The sequence below is a fragment of the Enterobacter sp. BNK-13 genome, assembly GCF_048685015.1.
In the GTDB taxonomy this organism is placed as follows: domain Bacteria; phylum Pseudomonadota; class Gammaproteobacteria; order Enterobacterales; family Enterobacteriaceae; genus Enterobacter; species Enterobacter quasiroggenkampii.
This window is the reverse complement of record NZ_JBLQTP010000001.1, coordinates 4,442,845-4,461,843: the sequence shown is the minus strand read 5'-3', so window position 1 is coordinate 4,461,843 and position 18,999 is coordinate 4,442,845. Positions and strand designations below refer to the sequence as shown.

The following is an 18,999-nucleotide window of genomic DNA, read 5'->3' as shown; positions in this document are numbered from 1 at the left end:
TTTCGTCCTCTTAGTTCTGCAATTCTTTACTGACCGGCAGGTTTTCAAATTCCTGCTGATTACGGCGCGCGCCCTGTGCCAGCTCGCCCAGGATTTTGGTCAGGAAGGGGGTTTTCAGCGTGTAGTAGCGTTTGGCGATGATGGCGCTCAGCACATAGCAGATCGCCGGGGCCAGGGTAAACAGGCCGATAATGATGCTGATGGTCGCGCTGTTCTGGGTTTTGGCCGCCGCGTCGTAGCCACCTCCAGCCAGCATCCAGCCGATCATCGCCCCGCCCAGCGCCAGACCCAGCTTCAGCACGAACAGCGTGCCTGCAAAGCTGATGCCGGTCAGGCGCTTGCCGTTGGTCCATTCACCGTAGTCGACGGTATCGGACATCATTACCCACTGGATCGGCGTCACCAGCTGGTGCAGCACGCCAATGACGAAGATAAAGGCGAACATCACCACGGTGGCATGCATCGGGACGAAGAACATCGCCACGCTGACCACCGCCAGCGCGGCGTTGGTCCACCAGAAGATGCTGACCTTGCACTTCCAGTCGGTGAGCGGTTTCGCCAGCGCGGAGCCAATCAGGTTGCCGACGCAGTAGGTGGTGAGGAACGCGACGAACACTTCCGGCGAGCCCATGATCCAGGTGCAGTAGTACATCATCGCGCCGCCGCGCACGCAGACGGCAAGGATGTTGAGGATGGTCAGCACGCCCACGATGCGCCACTGGTCGTTTTGCCAGATATCGCGCAGGTCTTCGCGCATGGAGGTGGTGCTCGGCGGCACCTGGATACGCTCTTTGGTGGTAAAGAAGCAGAACGCCAGCATCAGGAACGCGACCACCGACAGCACGGCGATGCCGCCCTGGAAGCCGAACGCCTTATCGTCGCCGCCAATCAGCTTCACCAGCGGCATCATCAGCACCGTGGAAAGCATGCCGCCCGCGGTCGCCAGCACAAAGCGCCAGGACTGAAGGGAGATACGCTGCGTCGGGTCACTGGTGATCACGCCGCCCAGCGCGCAGTAAGGAATATTGACCACGGTATAGAGCAGGGTTAGCAGCGTGTAGGTCACGGCGGCATAAACCATTTTGCCGTTGAGGCTGAGGTCCGGCGTGGTGTAGGCCAGCACGCACACGATGCCGAACGGGATCGCGCCGAACAAAATCCACGGTCGGAACTTGCCCCAGCGGCTGCGGGTGCGGTCGGCAATCAGCCCCATGCACGGGTCGGAGATCGCATCCAGCGCGCGCGCCAGCAGGAACATGGTGCCGACAAACCCGGCGGGAATGCCGAAAATATCGGTATAGAAAAACATCATGTACAACATGACGTTATCAAAAATGATGTGGCTGGCGGCGTCTCCCATGCCGTAGCCAATCTTCTCTTTTACTGACAATACTTCGCTCATCTTTTTATCCTTCACGCTGTAGGGGGCGCTGAGACCGGTTACAGAGTTTTAAACCATTGTTTCAGGAGCGGGTATTGCGTTTTCTGATTAGCAGATTACGTTTCTTGTTTTTTGTGATCGCGGTAAATATTGGAGAGCACGAAGGGCTAACATGAGGATTTTCTTAGGAATTAACTGAAACAGGGGGGTACAGGTCAAAAGAGAGGTGAAAAAAGTGGTGTGGGGTATGTGGTAAATGCCTGAAAGTAGCTATAATGCGCCCCGCCTCCATGTAGCAATGCAGGCGCGGAAGATCGTCATCTCCGGTGAGGTGGCTGGACTTCAAATCCAGTTGGGGACGCCAGCGTTCCCGGGCAGGTTCGACTCCTGTGATCTTCCGCCAAAAATTCTTATAATTAAATTTTAAACTATCCATTCTTAAAGCATATAATATTTCTATAACTATCACTCGGGAAGTGTTATATGAACATATTATTTGGCATGGAATCAAAAGATATAATTATGACAGCAGCAGTTATAATAGGTCCTATTCTTGCTGTTCAAATACAAAAAACATTAGAGCAATTTAGAGAAAGAAAACAAAGCCGCTTATCTATTTTTAGAACGCTAATGTCCACCAGAGCTCAAAGATTGCATAGAGAACATGTACAAGCATTGAATATGATCGATATAGAATTTTATGGAAGAAAAATCCCAATAATAAAAATAAGATATCAAACCAAGAAAGAACAAACTGTTACTCACGCCTGGAAAAGTTATAACAGCCATCTAAATAAAATACAAGACTACCCTGATATTAACATTTGGATATCTAAATCCGATGATCTCTTTACTGACTTACTCTACGCTCTTTCTCAAGCAATGAATTATGATTTTGATAAAGTACAATTACAAAGAGACTGTTATAGGCCAATTGCTCATGGCGATTTAGAAACAACACAAGCAAATATCTTAAAGGGTTTAGAAAAAGTTTTCTCTGGCGATACGGCCTTACCGATGTTTATTACTAATGCCCCCCTGAATAAGGCCAATCCGGATGATGAGGTCGTTTCTAAAAATACAAATGATTTCAATAAAGAATCACACTGATATGTTCATGCTTTTGGTGAAATACGTTTAGCTCGTAACGCCTCCCTCGCCAGTTCTTTCAACCAACTGGCGAGCCCCCCTTCCTCAGCCGCCACAGCATCCAACTGCTCCTTCAATGCCGGATCAATACGCATCTTAAACTGCGGAGTCTGCCCGCCGCCTTTTGTTTTTTTTCGCGCGATATAATTGACATAAGGTCACCTAAACCTCCTGTATTAGCAACGCCTCGATGTGCGGGAACACAACCGGAGCGTCAAACCTCACTAACTATCAAGAAGTTGATTATGGCTGATTCACATTCAGCCCCAGACCCCGACCAATCCGGAACCGAGCGTTCGTTAATTGTGGGATACCGCCCGAATGTTTTCGACAAATCCACGCCGAAAATCATCCTATCCGGCAAGTGGCTGCGCGCTGCAGGTTTTGATACCGGACAGCAGGTCACGGTAAAGGTCATGAAAGGATGCATCGTTCTGGTGGCGTATAACGAGCAGGAGCAGAGGTTGCAGGATGATTATAAACGGACTAAAGCAAAACTTATTGAGATAGAGGACGCGCTTGCAGCGATCCAAACTCCGCGTCCTGGAAAGCGCCTCGCAAAATCAAATACAAACCACCTGGCTTAGCGGCTGTTTCTGGCATACTACGAGCTTACAGGCATCAACCTTATGACGCGGAGGCACCATGACATATGAAGAATTAATTAATTCACCAGCCGGTGAGTTTGTCATGTTTGCCAGCAAGGATGGAAAAGTTCGCATTGAATGCCGCTTCGAAAGCGATACGTTGTGGCTCTCACAGGCTACGATCTGTGAGTTATACGGCAAAGCCAAAGCAACGATCAGTGGGCATATCAAGAATATTTTTGATGAGGGTGAGCTGGTCGAAAATTCAGTTGTTCGGTTTTACCGAACAACTGCCAGCGATGGTAAAGTATATAACGTTCAATACTTTAGCCTGCCCGTTATTCTCGCCATCGGCTATCGCGTCCGCTCCACGCGAGGCACACAGTTCCGCCAGTGGGCCACCCAAACGCTGCAGGAATATCTGGTTAAAGGCTTCGTTATGGACGACGAGCGCCTGAAAAACCCGCCAGTGGGATCATCCGCCGTACCTGACTATTTCGATGAAATGCTGGAACGCATTCGCGATATACGGGCCAGCGAACGCCGGGTCTATCTCCGCGTGAGGGAGATTTTTGCATTAGCCGCTGATTATCAGCCGTCGCTCAAAGAAACCACGCAATTCTTCCAGACCATCCAGAATAAACTGCATTTTGCCTGCACGGGCCACACCGCTGCTGAGTTGATTCACCAGCGTGCGGACGCCTCTCAACCGCATATGGGGCTGACCAGCTATAAAGGCGAAGAAGTCCGTAAAAGCGATGTCACCACCGCAAAAAATTATCTGTCTCAGGATGAAGTCAGCGAACTAAATCGCGTCGTTAATATGTGGCTCGATTTTGCCGAAGATCAGGCCAAACGCCGCAAGCAGGTATTTTTACGAGACTGGCAAACCAAGCTCGATCAGTTCCTGCAATTTAACGACCGGGACGTTTTAGAAGGCGCAGGAAAAATCAGCAAGAAAGCGGCTGATGAAAAGGCGTGCTCAGAATACATTGAGTATGAAAAGAAGCAGCGCCTGATGAAAGAAGCCGAAGGTGAGAAAGATATCATCGGCTTATTAAAATGGGATAAGCAGGCTAAGCGCTAATCCCGATTCAACCGCATATGCAATAACGGAAAAGGATTCCCCTGCCCGTCCTGGTCCGAGCGCCCGACCTGCTCAAACCCCATATGGCGATAAAACGCGACGCCCTGCGGGTTCTGCTCATTCACATCCACTTCGTTCGCACCGAACGCTGCGATGGCGTGTTGCAGCAGCAATTTCCCGACGCCTTTCCCCCGGCTCGCATCGTCAACAAACAACATTTCAATGCGGTTTTCATCCACGCCTAAAAAGCCGTAAATAACGCCTGCGTCATCCTGGGCCATCACGACGGTGAGGTTAGGCAGGTACGCGTTGAGCAATAACGGGCGCAGCGCCGCGATATCACTTTCCTGTAAAAAGTGATGGGTGGCGCGGACGGAGGATTCCCAGATCGCAACCAGACGTTCGAAGTGTGAGGGGAGTGCGGTTTCAATTTTCATGGGGGGATCATGTGCGGTTTAGGACGTTAATTCAAGTCACTCCTTGCGCTCTGTTCCCCCTCACCCTAGCCCTCTCCCTCAGGGAGAGGGAACTGACCGTGCAGTTTTTCATCCCCTACCCTGATCTCCATCACCGCGTACACCCCGTCCTTCGGCACCACCACGGTGACGTTTTCCACCGGCACGCCCGCCGCGAGGTGGATGTCCTGCAGCTGCTGCAGCGTCCTTGGGTGAATATCCTCCCAGCCGATACCGCGCAGCACAAAGTCAATGTGTGGGCTGCTGGTCAGCATGTTCGACACAATCACCGCCCCGCCGGGCTTGACCAGCCGCAGCGCGCGCTGGAGGAAAATCACCGCATCGGTATCGTTGAAGTATTCAAATATCCCCAGCGCGTCGACCAGTTCGGCCTGATGCTCGCCCAGCTCCAGCAGCAGGTCCTCGTTACGCACCAGCGTATGGAGCAGGTTGCGCCTGAGCAGCGTAAGCTGTTCGCCCACCACAATGCCTTCCTGCGCCGCCATGGTTTCCGCCCAGCTCAGCGCTACGGGGTCTTTGTCCACCAGCGTGAGATAGACCTGCTGGCCATCAAGCTTTGCTTCACGCAGCGCCTCCAGCACCGGGATGGCGGCGCCGCTTGCCAGGCTGACCCAGTTGTTCTCGCTCTCATTGTGAATGTACTTATCCACCAGCGCGGCCAGCACCCGGGCGCGGGAACGCACGCCGATGGCATCATTTGCGTGGATAAACCACTGGCGGCTGTCGCTGTCCATTTTTGTTCCGTCGGGCAGGCGGTCTTCCAGCGGGTTTTGTACCACAAACAGCGCCAGCGCGGAGGGGACCAGCCGGGTGCGCCACGCGGTGAGGGCCGGGCGGTTACGGAAGGCCTGTTCGGAATAGCGGTTCTGGGGGACAAGCACGGCCTGCCCGCCCTCGTCGTATTCCACCCGCGGCGGCCGGAGCGCAGGCTCGGCTTTCAGGGCGCGGTCAAGGGAGGCGATCTCCCTGGCAGCATCGTCTTTCATCGGCCACTGGTCGCTGACGTCGGGAAATGACGCGCTGAAAATCGTCATATTTTCCGGCGCATCGCCGCGAAAAGGCTGCCAGTTCATGTCGTCTTCTCCCCGTTAGGCTTTTAACGGAAGTCTATCCAGGCCAGCCAGTAATGCCCCAGGAAGAAAGCACGATTTTTATTGCTTCACCCACACCAGTTGGTCAACCCGGAAGCCCAGACTGCGCGCGGTATTCAGGTAATCCTGCTTCACCGCATCCGGGATGGTCGGCGTGCGCGACAGGATCCACAGGTAATCGCGGTTCGGGCCGCTGACCAGCGCGTACTGGTACTTGTCATCCAGTCTGATCACGTTATAGCCGCCGTAGAACGGGCCGAAGAAGGAGACCTTCAGCGCGGCCGTGGTCGGTTCGCCGGTAAAGTACGCTTTCCCCTCGCTCTCGTTCCACTTGTTCTTCACCGGATCGTAGCCCCGGTTAAGCACGCTGATACCGCCGTCGCTGCGCTTGCCGTAGGTCGCCGTCACCTGCTCCAGGCCGCGTTCGAAGCGGTTTTCCAGACGGGCGACTTCGTACCATTTGCCGAGATAGCGGCTGGCTTCGAAGTTGGTAATAGGCTGCACGCCTTTCGGCGGCGTGGGGGATTTACAGGCGACCAGCGTCAAAGCAATCGCAACACCGGTCACAACAGGCCATAGCTTCATGAGAATTCCTTTCATTTGCACGGTTGGATGTTAAGTGTAGTGCACCGTTTCGGCGCTTCATCCCGTTCGGGAAAATTCGTAGTATATTGAGAGTATTCCTCCACTCTGGACACGGACATGGCTTACTCCATCGGCGAATTCGCCAGACTCAGCGGCATCACCGCCACCACCCTGCGGGCGTGGCAGCGTCGCTATGGTTTACTCAAGCCACAGCGCACGGAAGGCGGCCATCGCCAGTACAGCGATGAGGACGTCCAGCAGGCGCTCAAAATCCTCGACTGGGTAAAAAAAGGCGTCCCGATCGGCCAGGTCAAACCGCTGCTGGAACGCCCGATGCCGGGCCGGACCAACAACTGGCAAACCCTGCAGCAGAACATGCTGCAACGCCTGCAGGACGGCAAAGTCGAGTCCCTGCGCCAGATGATTTACGACGCAGGACGCGAGTACCCAAGACCCGAGCTGGTCGCGAACGTGCTGCGCCCGCTGCGCAGTCAGGTTTCGGCCAACGTGGCCGCCGCCATGACCCTGCGCGCAATCCTCGACGGCATCATCATCGCCTACACCTCGTTTTGTCTCGAGGGTGATAAAAAAGCGCCGGGCGATAATATTCTGCTCAGCGGCTGGCACCTGAACGACGCCTGCGAGATCTGGCTCGAAGCCTTAACGCGCACAGGACAGGGACACCGAATCGACATTCTGCCCTCGCCTCCGGCCGCGCTGGCCCCGGAAATTTTCCCGGAGCGCAAATGGCTTCTGGTCACCAGCGGCAAGCTCACCGCGGCGCGGAAAAAGCAGGTGGAGCAGTGGCAGCAGCAGGTATCGCTTGAAGTGATTATCCTCTGATCATTTTCTCCTGCGGGAATCTTCACGAAAAGTTGAATATTTTCCCGCGCCGCAGATGCTAACGTTTTCCTGTCACGAATAACTCCACAGGAAAACACCATGAAAAAAACTACCCCTCTGCTGATGCTGGCCGCGATGGCCTTTACCCCTGCCGCCTTTAGCGCCGCTCCTGCTGGCACCCTGAGCGTACACATCCTCGACCAGCAAACCGGCACGCCTCCACCGGGCGTCACCGTCACGCTGGAAAAGCAGCAGCAGGACAAATGGACCCCGATCGCCAGCGGTAAAACAGACCAGGACGGACGCATCAAATCGCTCTATCCGCAGGACCAGGACATGCAGCCTGGCGTGTATAAAGTGACCTTCAAAACCGCAGAGTACTTCCACGGCAAAAAGCTCGACTCCTTCTTCCCGGAGATCCCGGTGCTGTTTACCGTGACACGCACCAACGAGAAACTGCACATCCCGCTTCTGCTGAGTCAGTACGGTTACTCGACCTATAAGGGCAGCTAAGACGCATTGATTCTAAAGGAATAAAAAAAATAGTTCCGCGAATACTTGGACAAATTAGTCATGTTGTGTAAGTTTTAATTATATGAACGGGAGGACGACACCATGACGACGAAACCAGTGCTGGGTATTAGCGGATGTTTGACCGGATCCGCCGTTCGCTTTGACGGCGGACACAAGCGTATGGGCTTCGTCATGGATGAACTGGCCCAGTGGGTGAATTTCAGGCCCGTCTGTCCGGAAATGGCCATCGGCCTGCCGACCCCTCGCCCGGCGCTGCGTCTGATCGTGACGGAACACGGTGAAACGCAGATGCGTTTTAGCCATGCGCCTCACGAAGACGTTACGCAGAAAATGGCGGACTTTACGGCAGATTTTTTGCCGAAAATCGGCGATCTCGCCGGTTTTATCGTCTGCGCTAAATCCCCAAGCTGCGGCATGGAACGCGTGCGTCTGTATGATGAAAACGGCAACCGGGGCCGCAAGGAGGGGGTCGGGCTGTTCACCGCCGCCCTCCTTGAAACTTGGCCGTGGCTGCCCGTGGAAGAGGACGGACGCCTGCACGATCCGGTGCTGCGGGAAAACTTTGTCGAACGTGTTTTTGCCCTGCACGAACTGAACACGCTGCGTAAAAATGGCCTCACGCGCCGCGCGCTGCTGGACTTCCACAGCCGTTACAAACTCCAGCTGCTGGCGCACCATCAGGCGGGTTACCGTGAAATCGGCCCGTTCGTTGCCTCGCTGCACGAGTGGGAAGACCTGGACGCTTTCTTCGTGGCGTACCGGGAAAAGCTGATGTCCATCCTGAAAAAACCCGCTTCGCGTAAGAATCACACCAACGTGCTGATGCATATTCAGGGGTATTTTCGTAACCAGCTGAACACCCGCCAGCGCGGCGAGCTGCGCGACGTGATCCTGCATTATCGCAACGGACAGTTGCCTATCCTCGCCCCGATCACGCTGCTGAAGCACTACCTGGCCGAATACCCCGACCGGTATCTGATGACGCAAAACTACTTTGATCCCTATCCTGATGATTTGGGTCTGCGTCTGGCAGTCAAGTGATCATAAAAATGCGAAGGCCCCATTGACCCGTAGAGGCCCAAAGCAGTACCCCGTTTAGACGACATCCTCACTGTCGTCTCTTTTTTGCATTTCATCTCAAAGACTGTGATTATATACAGGCTTATTCTGCGAAAGGGGCCTGCATGTGATCAACACCCTGCACATTCAAAACTACCGCTCCATCCGCGAGATGTCGCTGGAGCTGGAGCAGCTCAATATCGTCTTCGGGCCGAACGGGACCGGAAAATCAAATATCTACAAGGCGATACACCTGATGCACAGCGCCGCGCAGGGGCAGTTTTCCCAGGCGCTGGCGAACGAGGGCGGCATTCTGAAGGTGTTCTGGGCAGGCAAAACCCGTAGCGACCAGCTGCGGCGGATGAACCTCGCGGTGGAAACAGAGAGCTACGAATACGAGCTGCAGGTCGGGTTTGTGGAGAAGCTGCCCTACCCCTCGCAGTTTCAGCTCGACCCGGTGATCAAAGAGGAGTCCATCTGGCTGAGCGGCCAGCACCGTCGACCTTCGTCACAGCTGATGAAGCGTAAGAACCAGGCGGTGTTTCTGAACAACGTGCATCACGAGAAGGTGACCCACAGCGGCACGCTGTACGAGAACGAATCGGTATTCGGACAGCTCGGCGAACCACACCTTTACCCGGAAGTGTCGCAGATGCGCGAGTCCCTGCGTAACTGGCGCTTTTATCATGAGTTTTCTGTATCAATCGGCTCGGCGATGCGGGCCCCGCAGGTCGGTTTCCGCTCCCCGGTGCTGGCCAGCGACGGCGCTAACCTGGCGGCGGCGTTTCAGACCATTGTCGAGATTGGCGACGAGCTGCTGCTGATGCGCATCCTTGACCAGGCCTTCCCCGGCTGCGTGTTTTATAGCGACAACACCGGCGGACGTTTCCGGATGATGATGCAGCGCGAGGGGCTGAGCAGACCGCTGGAGCCAGCGGAGTTTTCCGACGGTACCCTGCGCTTCCTGTGCCTGGCGGTAGCGCTGTTAAGCCCCCGCCCACCGGCGTTTATCGCGTTGAACGAACCGGAAAACAGCCTGCACCCGCAGATGCTGCCTGCCCTGGCGAGCTTAATCGCCGAGGCCAGCCGCTACTCGCAGATCTGGCTCACCAGCCACTCGCCGGAGCTGGCAAAGTTGATTGAGAAGCAGCGATCGTTTTCGCTGTATCAGCTGTCGATGGCGGAGGGGGAGACGCGGGTGGAGAGGCTGGGGTAGTCTCAATGGGTACGGAGGCTGTTTTTTCGCATCTCACTTCAGTGAAGCATGCCAATAAAGAACCCCAGATACCCGGCCCTGCTTAACCATATAAAGGGGCTGGTAAGGCCGGATCGCCGGATATTAATCAACTCTCTCATGGGGGCCAGGCCATCATTTTTGATAACGACATTTTTTGCACAATAGCGGCAATGCATAATCAGAAATAAAATTCCGGCGATCGCAAAACCAAAATAACTTTCGCGACTTCCCCAAAAATGAGTGCTTAATTTTAAATAAGTTAATCCCCAGATACTGACTAAAAAAACGATAAATGAAGATGCTGCAATGTTCATGTCTCGCTTACTACCCAGACCAAAAAAAAACGCATCAAAGTAAAACATCGTGGTAAGAGGTGACTGAACGCTCCTTCCCGTCACTTTACTAAAACGGACAAACATGACAGTTCCGATGAAAAATGCGAACAGCGCAATTCCTAACAGCAGATAAATCATTTGATTAGTCCTTCATTGCTTTCTGACATACAACCCCACTCGGATTGTCGGAACAAGACGCCATATCAACGCCATGCTGGCGTATCCTCGCGGCCTGAACATCTTCGCTACCGCCGAGTAAATCATCATCCGCAATAATAAATTTTTTTAAAAGAAAGATACAAACAACCTATACCAACAATAAGTCCACCAAATGAAGCACCCTTAATAATCCTCACTAACTCAAAAAATATTTATCTCAAAAGGAATATTACGAATGAAATAGAGACGGATTTTGAAAAAATAAGCAAACAAAGCAATAATTTCCATTGTTAAAATCAGCGCCAGCAAAATAAAAGATATTAACCGTTTTTTTTAGTTCATTTTGCGGCTCCATTCTTGTTGTTAGCAGCCGTAATTTGCCGAGGCCCGCGGGCTGTTTATTCGCATCTCACTCATACTATCTATTCTCAGCGACTATTTTTCCAGCGATACTCATGCAGTTTGTTTTTTAACCACACCCCTGCACCTAATATTAATCCTGTAACACACCCTTTTATTAATGCGATATGTAATGCCTTTTTCCATGAAAAAAAGAATTCACCATCGTTAAAATAGAAAATTATTGACACTCCGAACTGGCATGCGAAAAGAACAATAGTGACTAAAACTGTGCAGTACATAACCAAGAAAAGAAGCCAAAAGATACCAACCTTACTGAAGATGCTCATTGCTTCTTCTCCCATTTTTCTCGCTCATCTTTTACCACTTTTCCTGGAAATTCAAAAGCAGTAGAACCTATAACAACATCAATAACATCCTTTGTCACTTGATCAGCTACTGGAGACAATGAACCAAAAACTTTTCCTCCTAAACTACCAGCCGCACTTCCATATCCACGACTTATCAGAGTGTTATTCGGGTCTTCTCTTTTAATCGCACTGCCAATCGCAGCCTCAATATTGATTGCCGCTGATACGTTCCAGCCTTTCCCCGTAGTTGCGGCAGATGTCACGCCCGGCATAATGGCATCAACGTAACTGAATGGTCCATTTCCACTAAGTTGAAAACCAGTATTCGTTGCTGTTCCTAATGCAGCATTAACATCATATCTTCTCTTATTGAAATTCCCGGCACACTACCACCAAACATAAGAGATGTAATGGTCAACTAAAACTAGCCACCGTTTTAGAGTTTTTCCAGTATCGGTTTTCCGATTCGTTTGGTGATAGCCGACCCTTATACTCGTGTGGCCTGAGCACGCTGTAATACCTAACGATAAAGTCCGTTATTGCGTGAGCTGCATCGACGAGGCTTATGTAACCGTTAACTAGCACCCACTCATTCTTTAGGCTCCGGAAGAAGCGTTCTATTGGGTTATTTTCCCAGCAGTTCCCACGCCGGCTCATACTTTTTTTGACCCGGTATCACTACAGTAACTGCTGGTACTGCCGGCTCGTAAAACCGAGTTTGTTAAGATGCTCACCGCTAAACAGCCGCCTGACGGGAAGTAGATTAAAAGTTTAGGTGATACGCTTCAACATGTTCAAGACCGCGCGCAGCCATTAATATCAAGTTAATAACAGCTAACGTTAGCTGTTCAATAGGAAGCTGATAAACGTCTTCATATTGATAGGATGCATAACTTCTTCCATCTGCACCTTCTGGCCACTGAGAATTCCCACTGGAAATATCATCCAATTTCACGCGACAACCTTCATAACAACACTCTAAGAAATCTCTTTTAATTTCATAATAATCAATACGTTCATCACTCATTACTTCTTCCTCGGTGTTAGAAGCACACCGGACACTGTCCTGAATGCCGGGATATTTTTACTGGAACTGATCAGCCACACCTAAGCAACTCCCACATGCCGGATATTCAGTGAAGTTAGTGGCAGTTCCTTTTGCTGATGTGTGCTCCAGTAAGCAAGTCAATTCCCTCATTTCGAATTTTGGCTGTTAATTTATCGTTTTTGTCCCGAATTTTTGCTTTCCATTGTTTCAGCTTTTTCACAACAGCTTTACACTCATCAGCACTTGAGCAGGTATTTATATGCCCCTGAACCTTGTCAAACTCTTTTGCATATTTCTCGCGACTCCTGCTTTGCATCTACTATTACTGTAATTGCCGCAGGCAACAAGTTCTTCACTGCTGCTTTTCTGCTGCTCATCGCTAATGATAATTATTCTCAACAACAAAATCCGGAAACGAAATCGGGATCGAAAGCTATAGATATTTTTCAGGTATATGAGATAACTGTTCTACAACAGACCAGTTTTCAGGCTCCGATTTTTTACTGTGCCACTTAGCTCCATCTTCTAACCATTTTGTCCGATATTTCTTAATTCCTTGCAATGTTGAATCTTCGTAACCGAATTCAACCCCACAGCAATCACATATTTCGTATGTTGGTGATTCTCCATCATCACCCCAAGGGGCCTCAAGCTGCTCAGCACCACATACCCGGCAAATATATAAATCATTATTTTTGTGCATTGAAGTAGTCCAAATTTGTTGGATAGCCATGATCTGCGGGATCCGGCCTGAACATTGTTTTAGGCACACCATCACTATTTTTGACTGCAAATGTATTGGACGATGGGTTGTAGTAAATCGTATCACCGTTTTTACGTATTGTGGTGAGCGTTCCTTTTGGCGGATTTGTTACAAAATCATGTGTGGCATCTACATATTGTTTTGAGTTTTGATATTCGGGAAACTCTTTTCTATGCTTCGTCTAGTGTCCATACGCATTGTTAACATGCTCCGCTTTTTTGGTTTCAGTCCAAATATGAGTATCTTAAGATTTTCCACCAATCGGAACTGCTCCAATGCCAAGTCCAGCAGTTCCAGGAGTCGGCTTGCCATCTTCGTCAAACAACACACCGGGCCTGCAATATTATAGACTTTTGGGAGGCGGTCGCCGTGCTCTTTCGCAAGTTCTTCCTCATCATGGCCAGGACTGAACGAGTTATTCTTAACAACATCGCTTTCCTGTGCATTCTAGCAGGAACAACACCATTTTCTCTTTTTAATCAGCAAGCTAGCGTTATTTTCAGCTATGTCATATCTGCAACTGTAACATTTCCATTGATAATCGTTTCTAACGCGCAAAATGTTAATCCATTTTCTTTAACACAACCAAACTTTCGACCAACGATCGTTCAGAGGCGAGGAACACGACTTCCAATTCATGCTCCTCATCATTTACCCAATCGAGAACAGAATCCCTCAAAATTTCAAGGTAGATCTGCAAATCAATTTTTGGTATTTGGGGTAGAGAATCATGTAGAAGCATGATTTTTCTGCATGGTAGCCAACTAAGATCACGCAAGCAGTCATACAACGCATCCCAATTAAAACCAAAGTATCCAGGAAACCATAATAAATAATACAAAGACTTCAAAAGCTCTTCCGTAAATTCAATAGTCGAGTCTATTCGCACGACGAATACCTCTGCAGTATCGTACAAAGGAAATTTCTCTACAAACATGAATGGCAACATTTTAAACCCTCATTTTTAATTGGGATAAAGGTCTTATAGTAATCTGGTGTATAAAACATTTCACCACCCTTTCCTACAACAATTCGCTGAGGCCCAAGTCCCGCAATGCCATTGCTTAATGCTGCCTTTTAATTGTAAATATTATTCACTTATAGGGGCTCTTTCCCATACATCATCTTTTGCGTTCCGCCATGCGCACCACCCCAAAGGGAGGTCTGCTAATATAGTAATAGCATGATCAATATTAACTATTTCTTGAAGGCTAACTAAAACAGCATCATTTTCATTAACTGAATCAGAACCACTTATATGAAATTGCCAGCCGCCATCGTCACTATCATGGGAAACATAAGCTATCCACGCCCCTGAAGTGATAATTTTTCTATTAGCAATAACTGCCATATTTGGTGGCTCTATAAACTTCCATACTGTTTTATTCATTATTCATTACCTTAATTATTCGATTTTAGCCTATTTTTCTTTCAAGACAAACTTGAGCATATCCATAACTATTTGTACCTTTTCCAATAGATAAAGAGATGGTAATTCAGATTGGAATGCGTCACGGGAGACCTTTTGTACTAAAATTAATACCCTATATCTCTATCATCAGGGCGTTAAATTCTATCAAGTAGATAATGGTATTTGGTTAACTAAATTAATTTCTCCAGCACAAATCATTCACGAGGAATAGAAAATTCAGAACTCAAAATCACATTTTCAGCAAATATTTCTAACGAAATATTTTCAGAAATAAAAATAATCTTATAGTGTTTTATGTGCCTTATTCCACCAAAATGCCTACTCCATGCAATTGCAACTTCAGAGTCAGGATATTCGATCAGGGTTCCAGTTAATGGAGTCCTGGCATCGCTGGAGTAATCTATATCGAGTCTGGACAATCCAGGGAAAGAGGTATGATGAAAATCACACACCTTATCAAATCGTAACTCCCTATAGTTAGGACCCTGATTCTCATTTGCAGCATCATATTCAATCTTAATGATAAATTCTAAGCCTCTGGACTCAATAGACACTGAATTTTCACCATATGATGGTAACCAGTCATAAGGATCTAAGATTGATACTGCAATTCCTGATTTCATCATTTCCTCCCACGTGGTATATCTGTACTTCCTGTTTCCGGAAGTTTGTTACTAATTAATTGACCGGTGGCAAGATCATTATAAGGTTTGCCATCCATTCCTGGTACTTTCACATTTGTTTGATTGGTTCCGTACCATTCATGTCCACATAATCTACAGATAATTGACTCAGTTTGATAGAACCATTCCGAACCGCATTGGCTAAATCATCAACCGTATTGATGGGTTGACCTGCCATTTTGCTATATATATCTGCCCCTCAGGGGCTAAATGTATCATTCGCTCTAATTTTTGATTGAGCAAAGTTGGCGTTTGCGACGGAGCCTCTCTCAGATATAGTTCCTTTCCCAACGATATCAGTAACAGGTTTCACCGTCTGCCCGCGATCCATATATTACAGCCGCTCAGCCGTGACACAAGGTCTATTGCGGCACCATCATATAAGCAAACTTCAGCACCAATTAGGATGTAAAAACCTTGGGTTTATATCTCAATTAAGAACTTCCTTTGATACGTTGCCAGTATCAAAAAATTCTTTTAAGATCTTTACAATAAATTCAGAGTCTTTTGTAAGCTGAGATTCTGGCCAGTAATTTCCAAGAATCACCATTCCTGTATCAGGTTTAGATGAATCCCAGTACGTTCTTACTTGGTATTCATCTTCAACAATTTCACCTAATGTTATCAGATAATAACCATTCTCCGTTCTGACCTGAAGCATTTCAGCGCTATCATCGCTGCTGTTCAGTATATCAAGAGTAAGGGTTCCTTTTTTTCCTTCAATTTTTCTAAACTGATTTAGTACCATATCCCAATTTGAGACCAGTTTATTCCCACCTATTTCGTCTAATGTCCAACTCATTTTAAAATTCATTTTAATCCCTAACCTTGAGAGATTTCATGCCAGTCTGCCAGAAGAGGACAGATCCTGTAGCCTCTTCATAAATTGTTAAAGATTTTAGCCCCGCTTTATTAGCCTGAATCGCCACCGCTTGTAATCACACTCGATATAATTAAATACCGTTGTCCACATCATTTCCCGGCTGATAAAGCGTTCCCCGTGGATACATTCCACCTTCAGTGAATGGAAGAAGCTTTTCGCGCAGGCATTGTCGTAACAACAACCCTTCGCGCTCATACTCCCGCGCAGATTATACCGCTTCAGTAATGCCTGATAGTCCGCTGAACAGTATTGCCCGCCGCGGTCCGTATGTACGATGACATTTTCCGGGGTTTACATCGCCAGGTGCCATCTGTAACGCATCGCACGCCAGTTGTGCTGTCAACATCGACCAGTCGATGACCGCACGGGACCACAGGTCAATCACCACCGCCAGATACAGCCAGCCCTCATCTGTACGCAGATACGTGATGTCACCTGCCCACTTCTGATTTGGACCTCCGATGTAAAAATCTTGCTTCAGCAGGTTCTCTGATACCAGCAGACCATGCCCACGGTAGCTGACCGGCCTTAGCCTTCTCACATGCGTATTTTGCAGTGAAAGTAGTGATGCCCTTATCACCCAAAAACTGATTCTCAACAACAACCAAGTCTTATGAATTGTATTTTTTCATTTCAGTTTTCCCCTGGCAAAATCTTCGCCTGCTTTTCCTGCTCTCTCAGATAGATAGCCACCTACTGTAACACCTGCTATTACTGGTAATTGGTTTACGGTACCACACCGCTATCTAGTCCCGAGCCGAAGTGCATCGGTTGGAAATAGTGGTTGCAAAATCATACTTTCATTAAAAATGAGCATTTTTGGGGACAATGCCGCGACATCATAAATATTTTCAAGCACTAATCTCAAATTAGTTCTAAATAAAGGTATATTTGCATCGTCTGCAATGACATAAACATCTTCATTTTTTAGCCTGGATTGACAGAGTAACTCATCACTGGTTTCAAAGTCTCTAAAGCTTATTTCAGACCAAGAAATGTTTCCGCTAACAAAGGGGTATCCTTCCAGAATAGCAGTTACTCTCGCTTCGTCTTCTTTATCAATAATAGTGAAATCAGCACTAAGAGCTTCTCTACACTCTTCAAATAAAGTCATAAGTTCTACCTGTTCAATTGTTTCAATATAGTCTTAAAGGCGTTTTCACTGCCCTCAAATGGTATCACTTGCTTAACACCTTTCCTGCCCCTTGCTATAACCCCATCTATTGCTATGAGTGCCTTTTACATAATCATAATCGACTCGCCAACCGACCATCCGCTGCGAAAACTTCCGCCGTGCCATGCATAATGCGCTATTTTTTACGCAGCAAGTAGATAGTCCCAAAGCAAGCAGCCCGGCGATATAATCCAGCAAATTATTCTCAACAACAACTCGATCCTGTACACTTTGCTGTGATGATAACTGTTTTTAACTTTACTATCAGATATCTAAACCCGTTTTCTCTGTTATAATTTCGGAACGGCAACTTTTTGCCCCGACGCGCCTTTTTCACCAGAGTAAACTACCTCCTCTACGACAGTCGGGGATGTTTACTCGATAATTAATTTTCTTAAATGTTTTAAGCTAATGTCATTAACATCCATTTTAAGGTCATTACAAATATTTATGGCTAAATCGTACTCAGACTGACTAATCGGTACGTCATACTCGCTTAAATGATCGCAAATCGTTTCAAAAGTTAACCCTCTTTCACCATGCCCTACATACTCAATGGCATCCTGGATGCATTTCATTATCTAAGCGCCCCTTAAAAAGGTCGCCAAAAAAAACTATTTTCTCATGTAAATCAATCATTTAAACACCCATCTTATTTAATCTTTTTATAACTGCTCGGTATCGGTCCATTATCAGGAAAGGCTATAACAATTTTCCCTGTAGCAGGTTGGTAAACAACCCTAGTTCTTACGCCATCCCTAGTTTCATAGGACACCCAGTTAGCAGGTTTCCCTTTACTGGTGTATACCCCCCCAGTCCCCGTTTGAGCAAACCATTCTGTATCAGGAGCAGTAGCAATATCACCAACAGCATGTACTACTTTGTCTGTAGACCAATCTTGTGACGGGTGTGGGGATTTTGAGGTGAGAAGCAGGCTATCGTAAAATAGCCTGCCGGGATGAGTTCAGATATTTCCAAACAGTATGGCGGAACAAATAAACGCCGCAGGAGCCGGGATCTTCTCAAGCCATCATATTGTCTAAAATCTGGCCTATATCATTAAGTAAGGTACAGACATCTTCTTTAGAAGCCCCAATCCTGGTTTCAAATTCAGGAAAAGAGATACCATTACAGATTTCATTCAAAGCTGAATTCAGGATCAATAACTCATTTTTATCAATGGTTAATTGAGCTTGTTTCCCAGCAAGAGATATTAAATCCATTCATCACCTCAAATTATCAAAGTACGCCCTACCGTTTACAGGCCTAAAAGCGGTTCCACCATGTGATGCTTAAGGATTGCGTGACCTGGCCGTTTTGGAGTACCGTCGCGGACGGCGGTACTCCAAAAACACATCTTGTCTGGAAGTGAAAAATGCAGGGCAAAAAAATCCCGCGGACAGTTGGCAGGATTTGTACTCACACAGGTAGCCGAGCAAGTAAGCTTTTTACCTTTTCCGTATCTTCCGGGTGAAGCCGCAAATACTTTTCACTTGCAAGTCGTACGTAGTGATAGCAGATTTCTTCACTAACGATAGTAGTATCTGCTTCAGAGGGAGGATAACCAACAGCAAATTCAACACCTTCAAAATGTTCACTTTCGTCATAACTTTCCATATCAGGAAAGAAGCAGTAAACCCCATCTCTTATAAATGAATGCTTTTTAATAATACTTTCAATAGACATCAAGAAAACACCATCATTATACATGAGGTCAAAGTAAGTTTTTATAACCACGTAAGGGTCTGATTTTATATAAGGCAAATCAAATAAAAATTTCATT

The 18,999-nt window shown here is 48.0% G+C and carries 26 protein-coding genes, 1 tRNA gene and 4 pseudogenes; 8 read left to right on the top strand and 23 right to left on the bottom strand.

Going from position 1 to position 18,999, the window contains the following annotated elements; translation table 11 throughout:
* Positions 1-10: 10 nt before the first annotated feature.
* On the bottom strand, positions 11-1,402 hold the full coding sequence (locus ACMGGQ_RS21570; protein ID WP_420290492.1) for a glycoside-pentoside-hexuronide family transporter: 1,392 nt from the start codon (positions 1,400-1,402) through the stop codon (positions 11-13).
* A gap of 287 nt (positions 1,403-1,689) precedes the next feature.
* Here ACMGGQ_RS21570 and ACMGGQ_RS21565 point away from each other — a divergent pair.
* Positions 1,690-1,784, top strand: a tRNA-Sec gene (locus ACMGGQ_RS21565).
* Between the two features lie 80 nt (positions 1,785-1,864).
* Positions 1,865-2,491, top strand: coding sequence for a DUF6680 family protein (locus ACMGGQ_RS21560; protein ID WP_262780899.1), 627 nt, complete (start codon positions 1,865-1,867; stop codon positions 2,489-2,491).
* A gap of 5 nt (positions 2,492-2,496) precedes the next feature.
* On the opposite strand, the pseudogene ACMGGQ_RS21555 reads toward ACMGGQ_RS21560, so the two are convergent.
* Positions 2,497-2,684, bottom strand: a pseudogene (locus ACMGGQ_RS21555) (hypothetical protein).
* A 91-nt stretch (positions 2,685-2,775) separates the two neighbouring features.
* Between ACMGGQ_RS21555 and ACMGGQ_RS21550 the strand changes: the two are divergent.
* Positions 2,776-3,117, top strand: coding sequence for a SymE family type I addiction module toxin (locus tag ACMGGQ_RS21550; RefSeq protein WP_420290491.1), 342 nt, complete (start codon positions 2,776-2,778; stop codon positions 3,115-3,117).
* Between the two features lie 58 nt (positions 3,118-3,175).
* Entirely contained in the window at positions 3,176-4,204 is a 1,029-nt protein-coding gene (locus ACMGGQ_RS21545; RefSeq protein WP_420290490.1) for a virulence RhuM family protein, read from the top strand.
* Here ACMGGQ_RS21545 and ACMGGQ_RS21540 read toward each other — a convergent pair.
* The 3 genes from ACMGGQ_RS21540 to ACMGGQ_RS21530 all read right to left on the bottom strand — a co-directional run bounded on the left by ACMGGQ_RS21540 (position 4,201) and on the right by ACMGGQ_RS21530 (position 6,356).
* A complete protein-coding gene (locus ACMGGQ_RS21540) occupies positions 4,201-4,641 on the bottom strand; it encodes an acetyltransferase (protein WP_420290489.1) in 441 nt (146 codons plus the stop codon). The genes ACMGGQ_RS21545 and ACMGGQ_RS21540 overlap by 4 nt on opposite strands.
* A gap of 65 nt (positions 4,642-4,706) precedes the next feature.
* Positions 4,707-5,753, bottom strand: coding sequence for a class I SAM-dependent methyltransferase (locus ACMGGQ_RS21535; protein WP_420290488.1), 1,047 nt, complete (start codon positions 5,751-5,753; stop codon positions 4,707-4,709).
* A gap of 78 nt (positions 5,754-5,831) precedes the next feature.
* On the bottom strand, positions 5,832-6,356 hold the full coding sequence (locus tag ACMGGQ_RS21530) for a lipocalin family protein (RefSeq protein WP_008500115.1): 525 nt from the start codon (positions 6,354-6,356) through the stop codon (positions 5,832-5,834).
* Positions 6,357-6,473: 117 nt separating this feature from the next.
* On the opposite strand from ACMGGQ_RS21530, the gene ACMGGQ_RS21525 reads away from it, so the two are divergent.
* The 4 genes from ACMGGQ_RS21525 (at position 6,474) to ACMGGQ_RS21510 (ending at position 10,008) form a co-directional block, all read left to right on the top strand.
* Complete coding sequence (locus tag ACMGGQ_RS21525) at positions 6,474-7,199, top strand: MerR family transcriptional regulator (RefSeq protein ID WP_248222742.1); 726 nt, start codon at positions 6,474-6,476, stop codon at positions 7,197-7,199.
* 99 nt (positions 7,200-7,298) lie between these two features.
* Positions 7,299-7,712 (top strand): hydroxyisourate hydrolase, encoded by a 414-nt coding sequence (gene uraH / locus ACMGGQ_RS21520; protein WP_048226512.1) that lies wholly within the window; start codon positions 7,299-7,301, stop codon positions 7,710-7,712.
* A 102-nt stretch (positions 7,713-7,814) separates the two neighbouring features.
* Entirely contained in the window at positions 7,815-8,774 is a 960-nt protein-coding gene (locus ACMGGQ_RS21515) for a YbgA family protein (RefSeq protein WP_045907933.1), read from the top strand.
* A gap of 145 nt (positions 8,775-8,919) precedes the next feature.
* Positions 8,920-10,008, top strand: a complete 1,089-nt coding sequence (locus ACMGGQ_RS21510; RefSeq protein ID WP_325819390.1) for an AAA family ATPase — start codon at positions 8,920-8,922, stop codon at positions 10,006-10,008.
* Positions 10,009-10,046: 38 nt separating this feature from the next.
* Here ACMGGQ_RS21510 and ACMGGQ_RS21505 read toward each other — a convergent pair whose 3' ends face one another.
* The 18 genes and pseudogenes from ACMGGQ_RS21505 to cdiI all read right to left on the bottom strand — a co-directional run bounded on the left by ACMGGQ_RS21505 (position 10,047) and on the right by cdiI (position 18,998).
* Positions 10,047-10,502: a hypothetical protein gene (locus ACMGGQ_RS21505; protein ID WP_420290487.1), complete on the bottom strand. Its 456-nt coding sequence runs from the start codon at positions 10,500-10,502 to the stop codon at positions 10,047-10,049.
* 706 nt (positions 10,503-11,208) lie between these two features.
* Positions 11,209-11,505, bottom strand: coding sequence for a hypothetical protein (locus ACMGGQ_RS21500; protein ID WP_420290486.1), 297 nt, complete (start codon positions 11,503-11,505; stop codon positions 11,209-11,211).
* 142 nt (positions 11,506-11,647) lie between these two features.
* A pseudogene (locus ACMGGQ_RS21495) lies at positions 11,648-11,908 on the bottom strand (integrase core domain-containing protein); the annotation flags it as partial.
* Positions 11,909-11,996: 88 nt separating this feature from the next.
* Entirely contained in the window at positions 11,997-12,260 is a 264-nt protein-coding gene (locus ACMGGQ_RS21490) for a hypothetical protein (protein ID WP_420290485.1), read from the bottom strand.
* 115 nt (positions 12,261-12,375) lie between these two features.
* Positions 12,376-12,597 (bottom strand): hypothetical protein, encoded by a 222-nt coding sequence (locus tag ACMGGQ_RS21485; protein WP_420290484.1) that lies wholly within the window; start codon positions 12,595-12,597, stop codon positions 12,376-12,378.
* 117 nt (positions 12,598-12,714) lie between these two features.
* Positions 12,715-13,014: a hypothetical protein gene (locus ACMGGQ_RS21480; RefSeq protein WP_223539752.1), complete on the bottom strand. Its 300-nt coding sequence runs from the start codon at positions 13,012-13,014 to the stop codon at positions 12,715-12,717.
* Positions 12,971-13,288, bottom strand: a pseudogene (locus ACMGGQ_RS21475) (hemagglutinin); the annotation flags it as partial. The pseudogene ACMGGQ_RS21475 and the gene ACMGGQ_RS21480, both read right to left, overlap by 44 nt.
* Positions 13,289-13,606: 318 nt before the next feature.
* Positions 13,607-13,993 carry a barstar family protein gene (locus tag ACMGGQ_RS21470; protein WP_420290483.1) on the bottom strand — a complete coding sequence of 129 codons (387 nt, stop codon included), beginning with the start codon at positions 13,991-13,993 and terminating at the stop codon, positions 13,607-13,609.
* A gap of 141 nt (positions 13,994-14,134) precedes the next feature.
* Positions 14,135-14,434: a hypothetical protein gene (locus ACMGGQ_RS21465; RefSeq protein ID WP_420290482.1), complete on the bottom strand. Its 300-nt coding sequence runs from the start codon at positions 14,432-14,434 to the stop codon at positions 14,135-14,137.
* A 236-nt stretch (positions 14,435-14,670) separates the two neighbouring features.
* Positions 14,671-15,099 carry a hypothetical protein gene (locus ACMGGQ_RS21460; protein ID WP_420290481.1) on the bottom strand — a complete coding sequence of 143 codons (429 nt, stop codon included), beginning with the start codon at positions 15,097-15,099 and terminating at the stop codon, positions 14,671-14,673.
* A gap of 490 nt (positions 15,100-15,589) precedes the next feature.
* Positions 15,590-15,961 carry a DUF6911 family protein gene (locus tag ACMGGQ_RS21455; RefSeq protein WP_420290480.1) on the bottom strand — a complete coding sequence of 124 codons (372 nt, stop codon included), beginning with the start codon at positions 15,959-15,961 and terminating at the stop codon, positions 15,590-15,592.
* A gap of 13 nt (positions 15,962-15,974) precedes the next feature.
* A complete protein-coding gene (locus ACMGGQ_RS21450) occupies positions 15,975-16,088 on the bottom strand; it encodes a hypothetical protein (RefSeq protein WP_420290479.1) in 114 nt (37 codons plus the stop codon).
* Positions 16,058-16,580 (bottom strand): annotated as a pseudogene (locus ACMGGQ_RS21445) (IS3 family transposase); the annotation flags it as partial. The pseudogene ACMGGQ_RS21445 and the gene ACMGGQ_RS21450, both read right to left, overlap by 31 nt.
* A 204-nt stretch (positions 16,581-16,784) precedes the next feature.
* Complete coding sequence (locus tag ACMGGQ_RS21440) at positions 16,785-17,156, bottom strand: hypothetical protein (RefSeq protein ID WP_126534985.1); 372 nt, start codon at positions 17,154-17,156, stop codon at positions 16,785-16,787.
* Positions 17,157-17,590: 434 nt separating this feature from the next.
* A complete protein-coding gene (locus tag ACMGGQ_RS21435; protein ID WP_420290478.1) occupies positions 17,591-17,794 on the bottom strand; it encodes a MafI family immunity protein in 204 nt (67 codons plus the stop codon).
* A gap of 74 nt (positions 17,795-17,868) precedes the next feature.
* On the bottom strand, positions 17,869-18,150 hold the full coding sequence (locus tag ACMGGQ_RS21430; protein WP_126535194.1) for an EndoU domain-containing protein: 282 nt from the start codon (positions 18,148-18,150) through the stop codon (positions 17,869-17,871).
* A gap of 88 nt (positions 18,151-18,238) precedes the next feature.
* Entirely contained in the window at positions 18,239-18,439 is a 201-nt protein-coding gene (locus tag ACMGGQ_RS21425) for a hypothetical protein (protein ID WP_420290477.1), read from the bottom strand.
* 196 nt (positions 18,440-18,635) lie between these two features.
* The gene (cdiI, locus tag ACMGGQ_RS21420) at positions 18,636-18,998 is read right to left on the bottom strand and encodes a ribonuclease toxin immunity protein CdiI (protein ID WP_126535185.1); all 363 of its coding nucleotides are present in this window, start codon (positions 18,996-18,998) and stop codon (positions 18,636-18,638) included.
* Between the last annotated feature and the right edge of the window lies 1 nt (position 18,999).

Bases quoted from the DNA above. Each gene is read 5' to 3' on its own strand.
- ACMGGQ_RS21530 (WP_008500115.1), bottom strand. From the start codon at position 6,356: ATGAAGCTATGGCCTGTTGTGACCGGTGTTGCGATTGCTTTGACGCTG.
- ACMGGQ_RS21515 (WP_045907933.1), top strand. From the start codon at position 7,815: ATGACGACGAAACCAGTGCTGGGTATTAGCGGATGTTTGACCGGATCC.
- ACMGGQ_RS21505 (WP_420290487.1), bottom strand. From the start codon at position 10,502: ATGATTTATCTGCTGTTAGGAATTGCGCTGTTCGCATTTTTCATCGGA.
- uraH (WP_048226512.1), top strand. From the start codon at position 7,299: ATGAAAAAAACTACCCCTCTGCTGATGCTGGCCGCGATGGCCTTTACC.
- ACMGGQ_RS21550 (WP_420290491.1), top strand. From the start codon at position 2,776: ATGGCTGATTCACATTCAGCCCCAGACCCCGACCAATCCGGAACCGAG.
- cdiI (WP_126535185.1), bottom strand. From the start codon at position 18,998: ATGAAATTTTTATTTGATTTGCCTTATATAAAATCAGACCCTTACGTG.
- ACMGGQ_RS21490 (WP_420290485.1), bottom strand. From the start codon at position 12,260: ATGAGTGATGAACGTATTGATTATTATGAAATTAAAAGAGATTTCTTA.
- ACMGGQ_RS21455 (WP_420290480.1), bottom strand. From the start codon at position 15,961: ATGAGTTGGACATTAGACGAAATAGGTGGGAATAAACTGGTCTCAAAT.
- ACMGGQ_RS21470 (WP_420290483.1), bottom strand. From the start codon at position 13,993: ATGTTGCCATTCATGTTTGTAGAGAAATTTCCTTTGTACGATACTGCA.
- ACMGGQ_RS21560 (WP_262780899.1), top strand. From the start codon at position 1,865: ATGAACATATTATTTGGCATGGAATCAAAAGATATAATTATGACAGCA.
- ACMGGQ_RS21525 (WP_248222742.1), top strand. From the start codon at position 6,474: ATGGCTTACTCCATCGGCGAATTCGCCAGACTCAGCGGCATCACCGCC.
- ACMGGQ_RS21480 (WP_223539752.1), bottom strand. From the start codon at position 13,014: ATGGCTATCCAACAAATTTGGACTACTTCAATGCACAAAAATAATGAT.
- ACMGGQ_RS21540 (WP_420290489.1), bottom strand. From the start codon at position 4,641: ATGAAAATTGAAACCGCACTCCCCTCACACTTCGAACGTCTGGTTGCG.
- ACMGGQ_RS21545 (WP_420290490.1), top strand. From the start codon at position 3,176: ATGACATATGAAGAATTAATTAATTCACCAGCCGGTGAGTTTGTCATG.
- ACMGGQ_RS21440 (WP_126534985.1), bottom strand. From the start codon at position 17,156: ATGACTTTATTTGAAGAGTGTAGAGAAGCTCTTAGTGCTGATTTCACT.
- ACMGGQ_RS21485 (WP_420290484.1), bottom strand. From the start codon at position 12,597: ATGCAAAGCAGGAGTCGCGAGAAATATGCAAAAGAGTTTGACAAGGTT.
- ACMGGQ_RS21435 (WP_420290478.1), bottom strand. From the start codon at position 17,794: ATGAAATGCATCCAGGATGCCATTGAGTATGTAGGGCATGGTGAAAGA.
- ACMGGQ_RS21465 (WP_420290482.1), bottom strand. From the start codon at position 14,434: ATGAATAAAACAGTATGGAAGTTTATAGAGCCACCAAATATGGCAGTT.
- ACMGGQ_RS21460 (WP_420290481.1), bottom strand. From the start codon at position 15,099: ATGAAATCAGGAATTGCAGTATCAATCTTAGATCCTTATGACTGGTTA.
- ACMGGQ_RS21570 (WP_420290492.1), bottom strand. From the start codon at position 1,402: ATGAGCGAAGTATTGTCAGTAAAAGAGAAGATTGGCTACGGCATGGGA.
- ACMGGQ_RS21425 (WP_420290477.1), bottom strand. From the start codon at position 18,439: ATGGATTTAATATCTCTTGCTGGGAAACAAGCTCAATTAACCATTGAT.
- ACMGGQ_RS21535 (WP_420290488.1), bottom strand. From the start codon at position 5,753: ATGAACTGGCAGCCTTTTCGCGGCGATGCGCCGGAAAATATGACGATT.
- ACMGGQ_RS21500 (WP_420290486.1), bottom strand. From the start codon at position 11,505: ATGCCGGGCGTGACATCTGCCGCAACTACGGGGAAAGGCTGGAACGTA.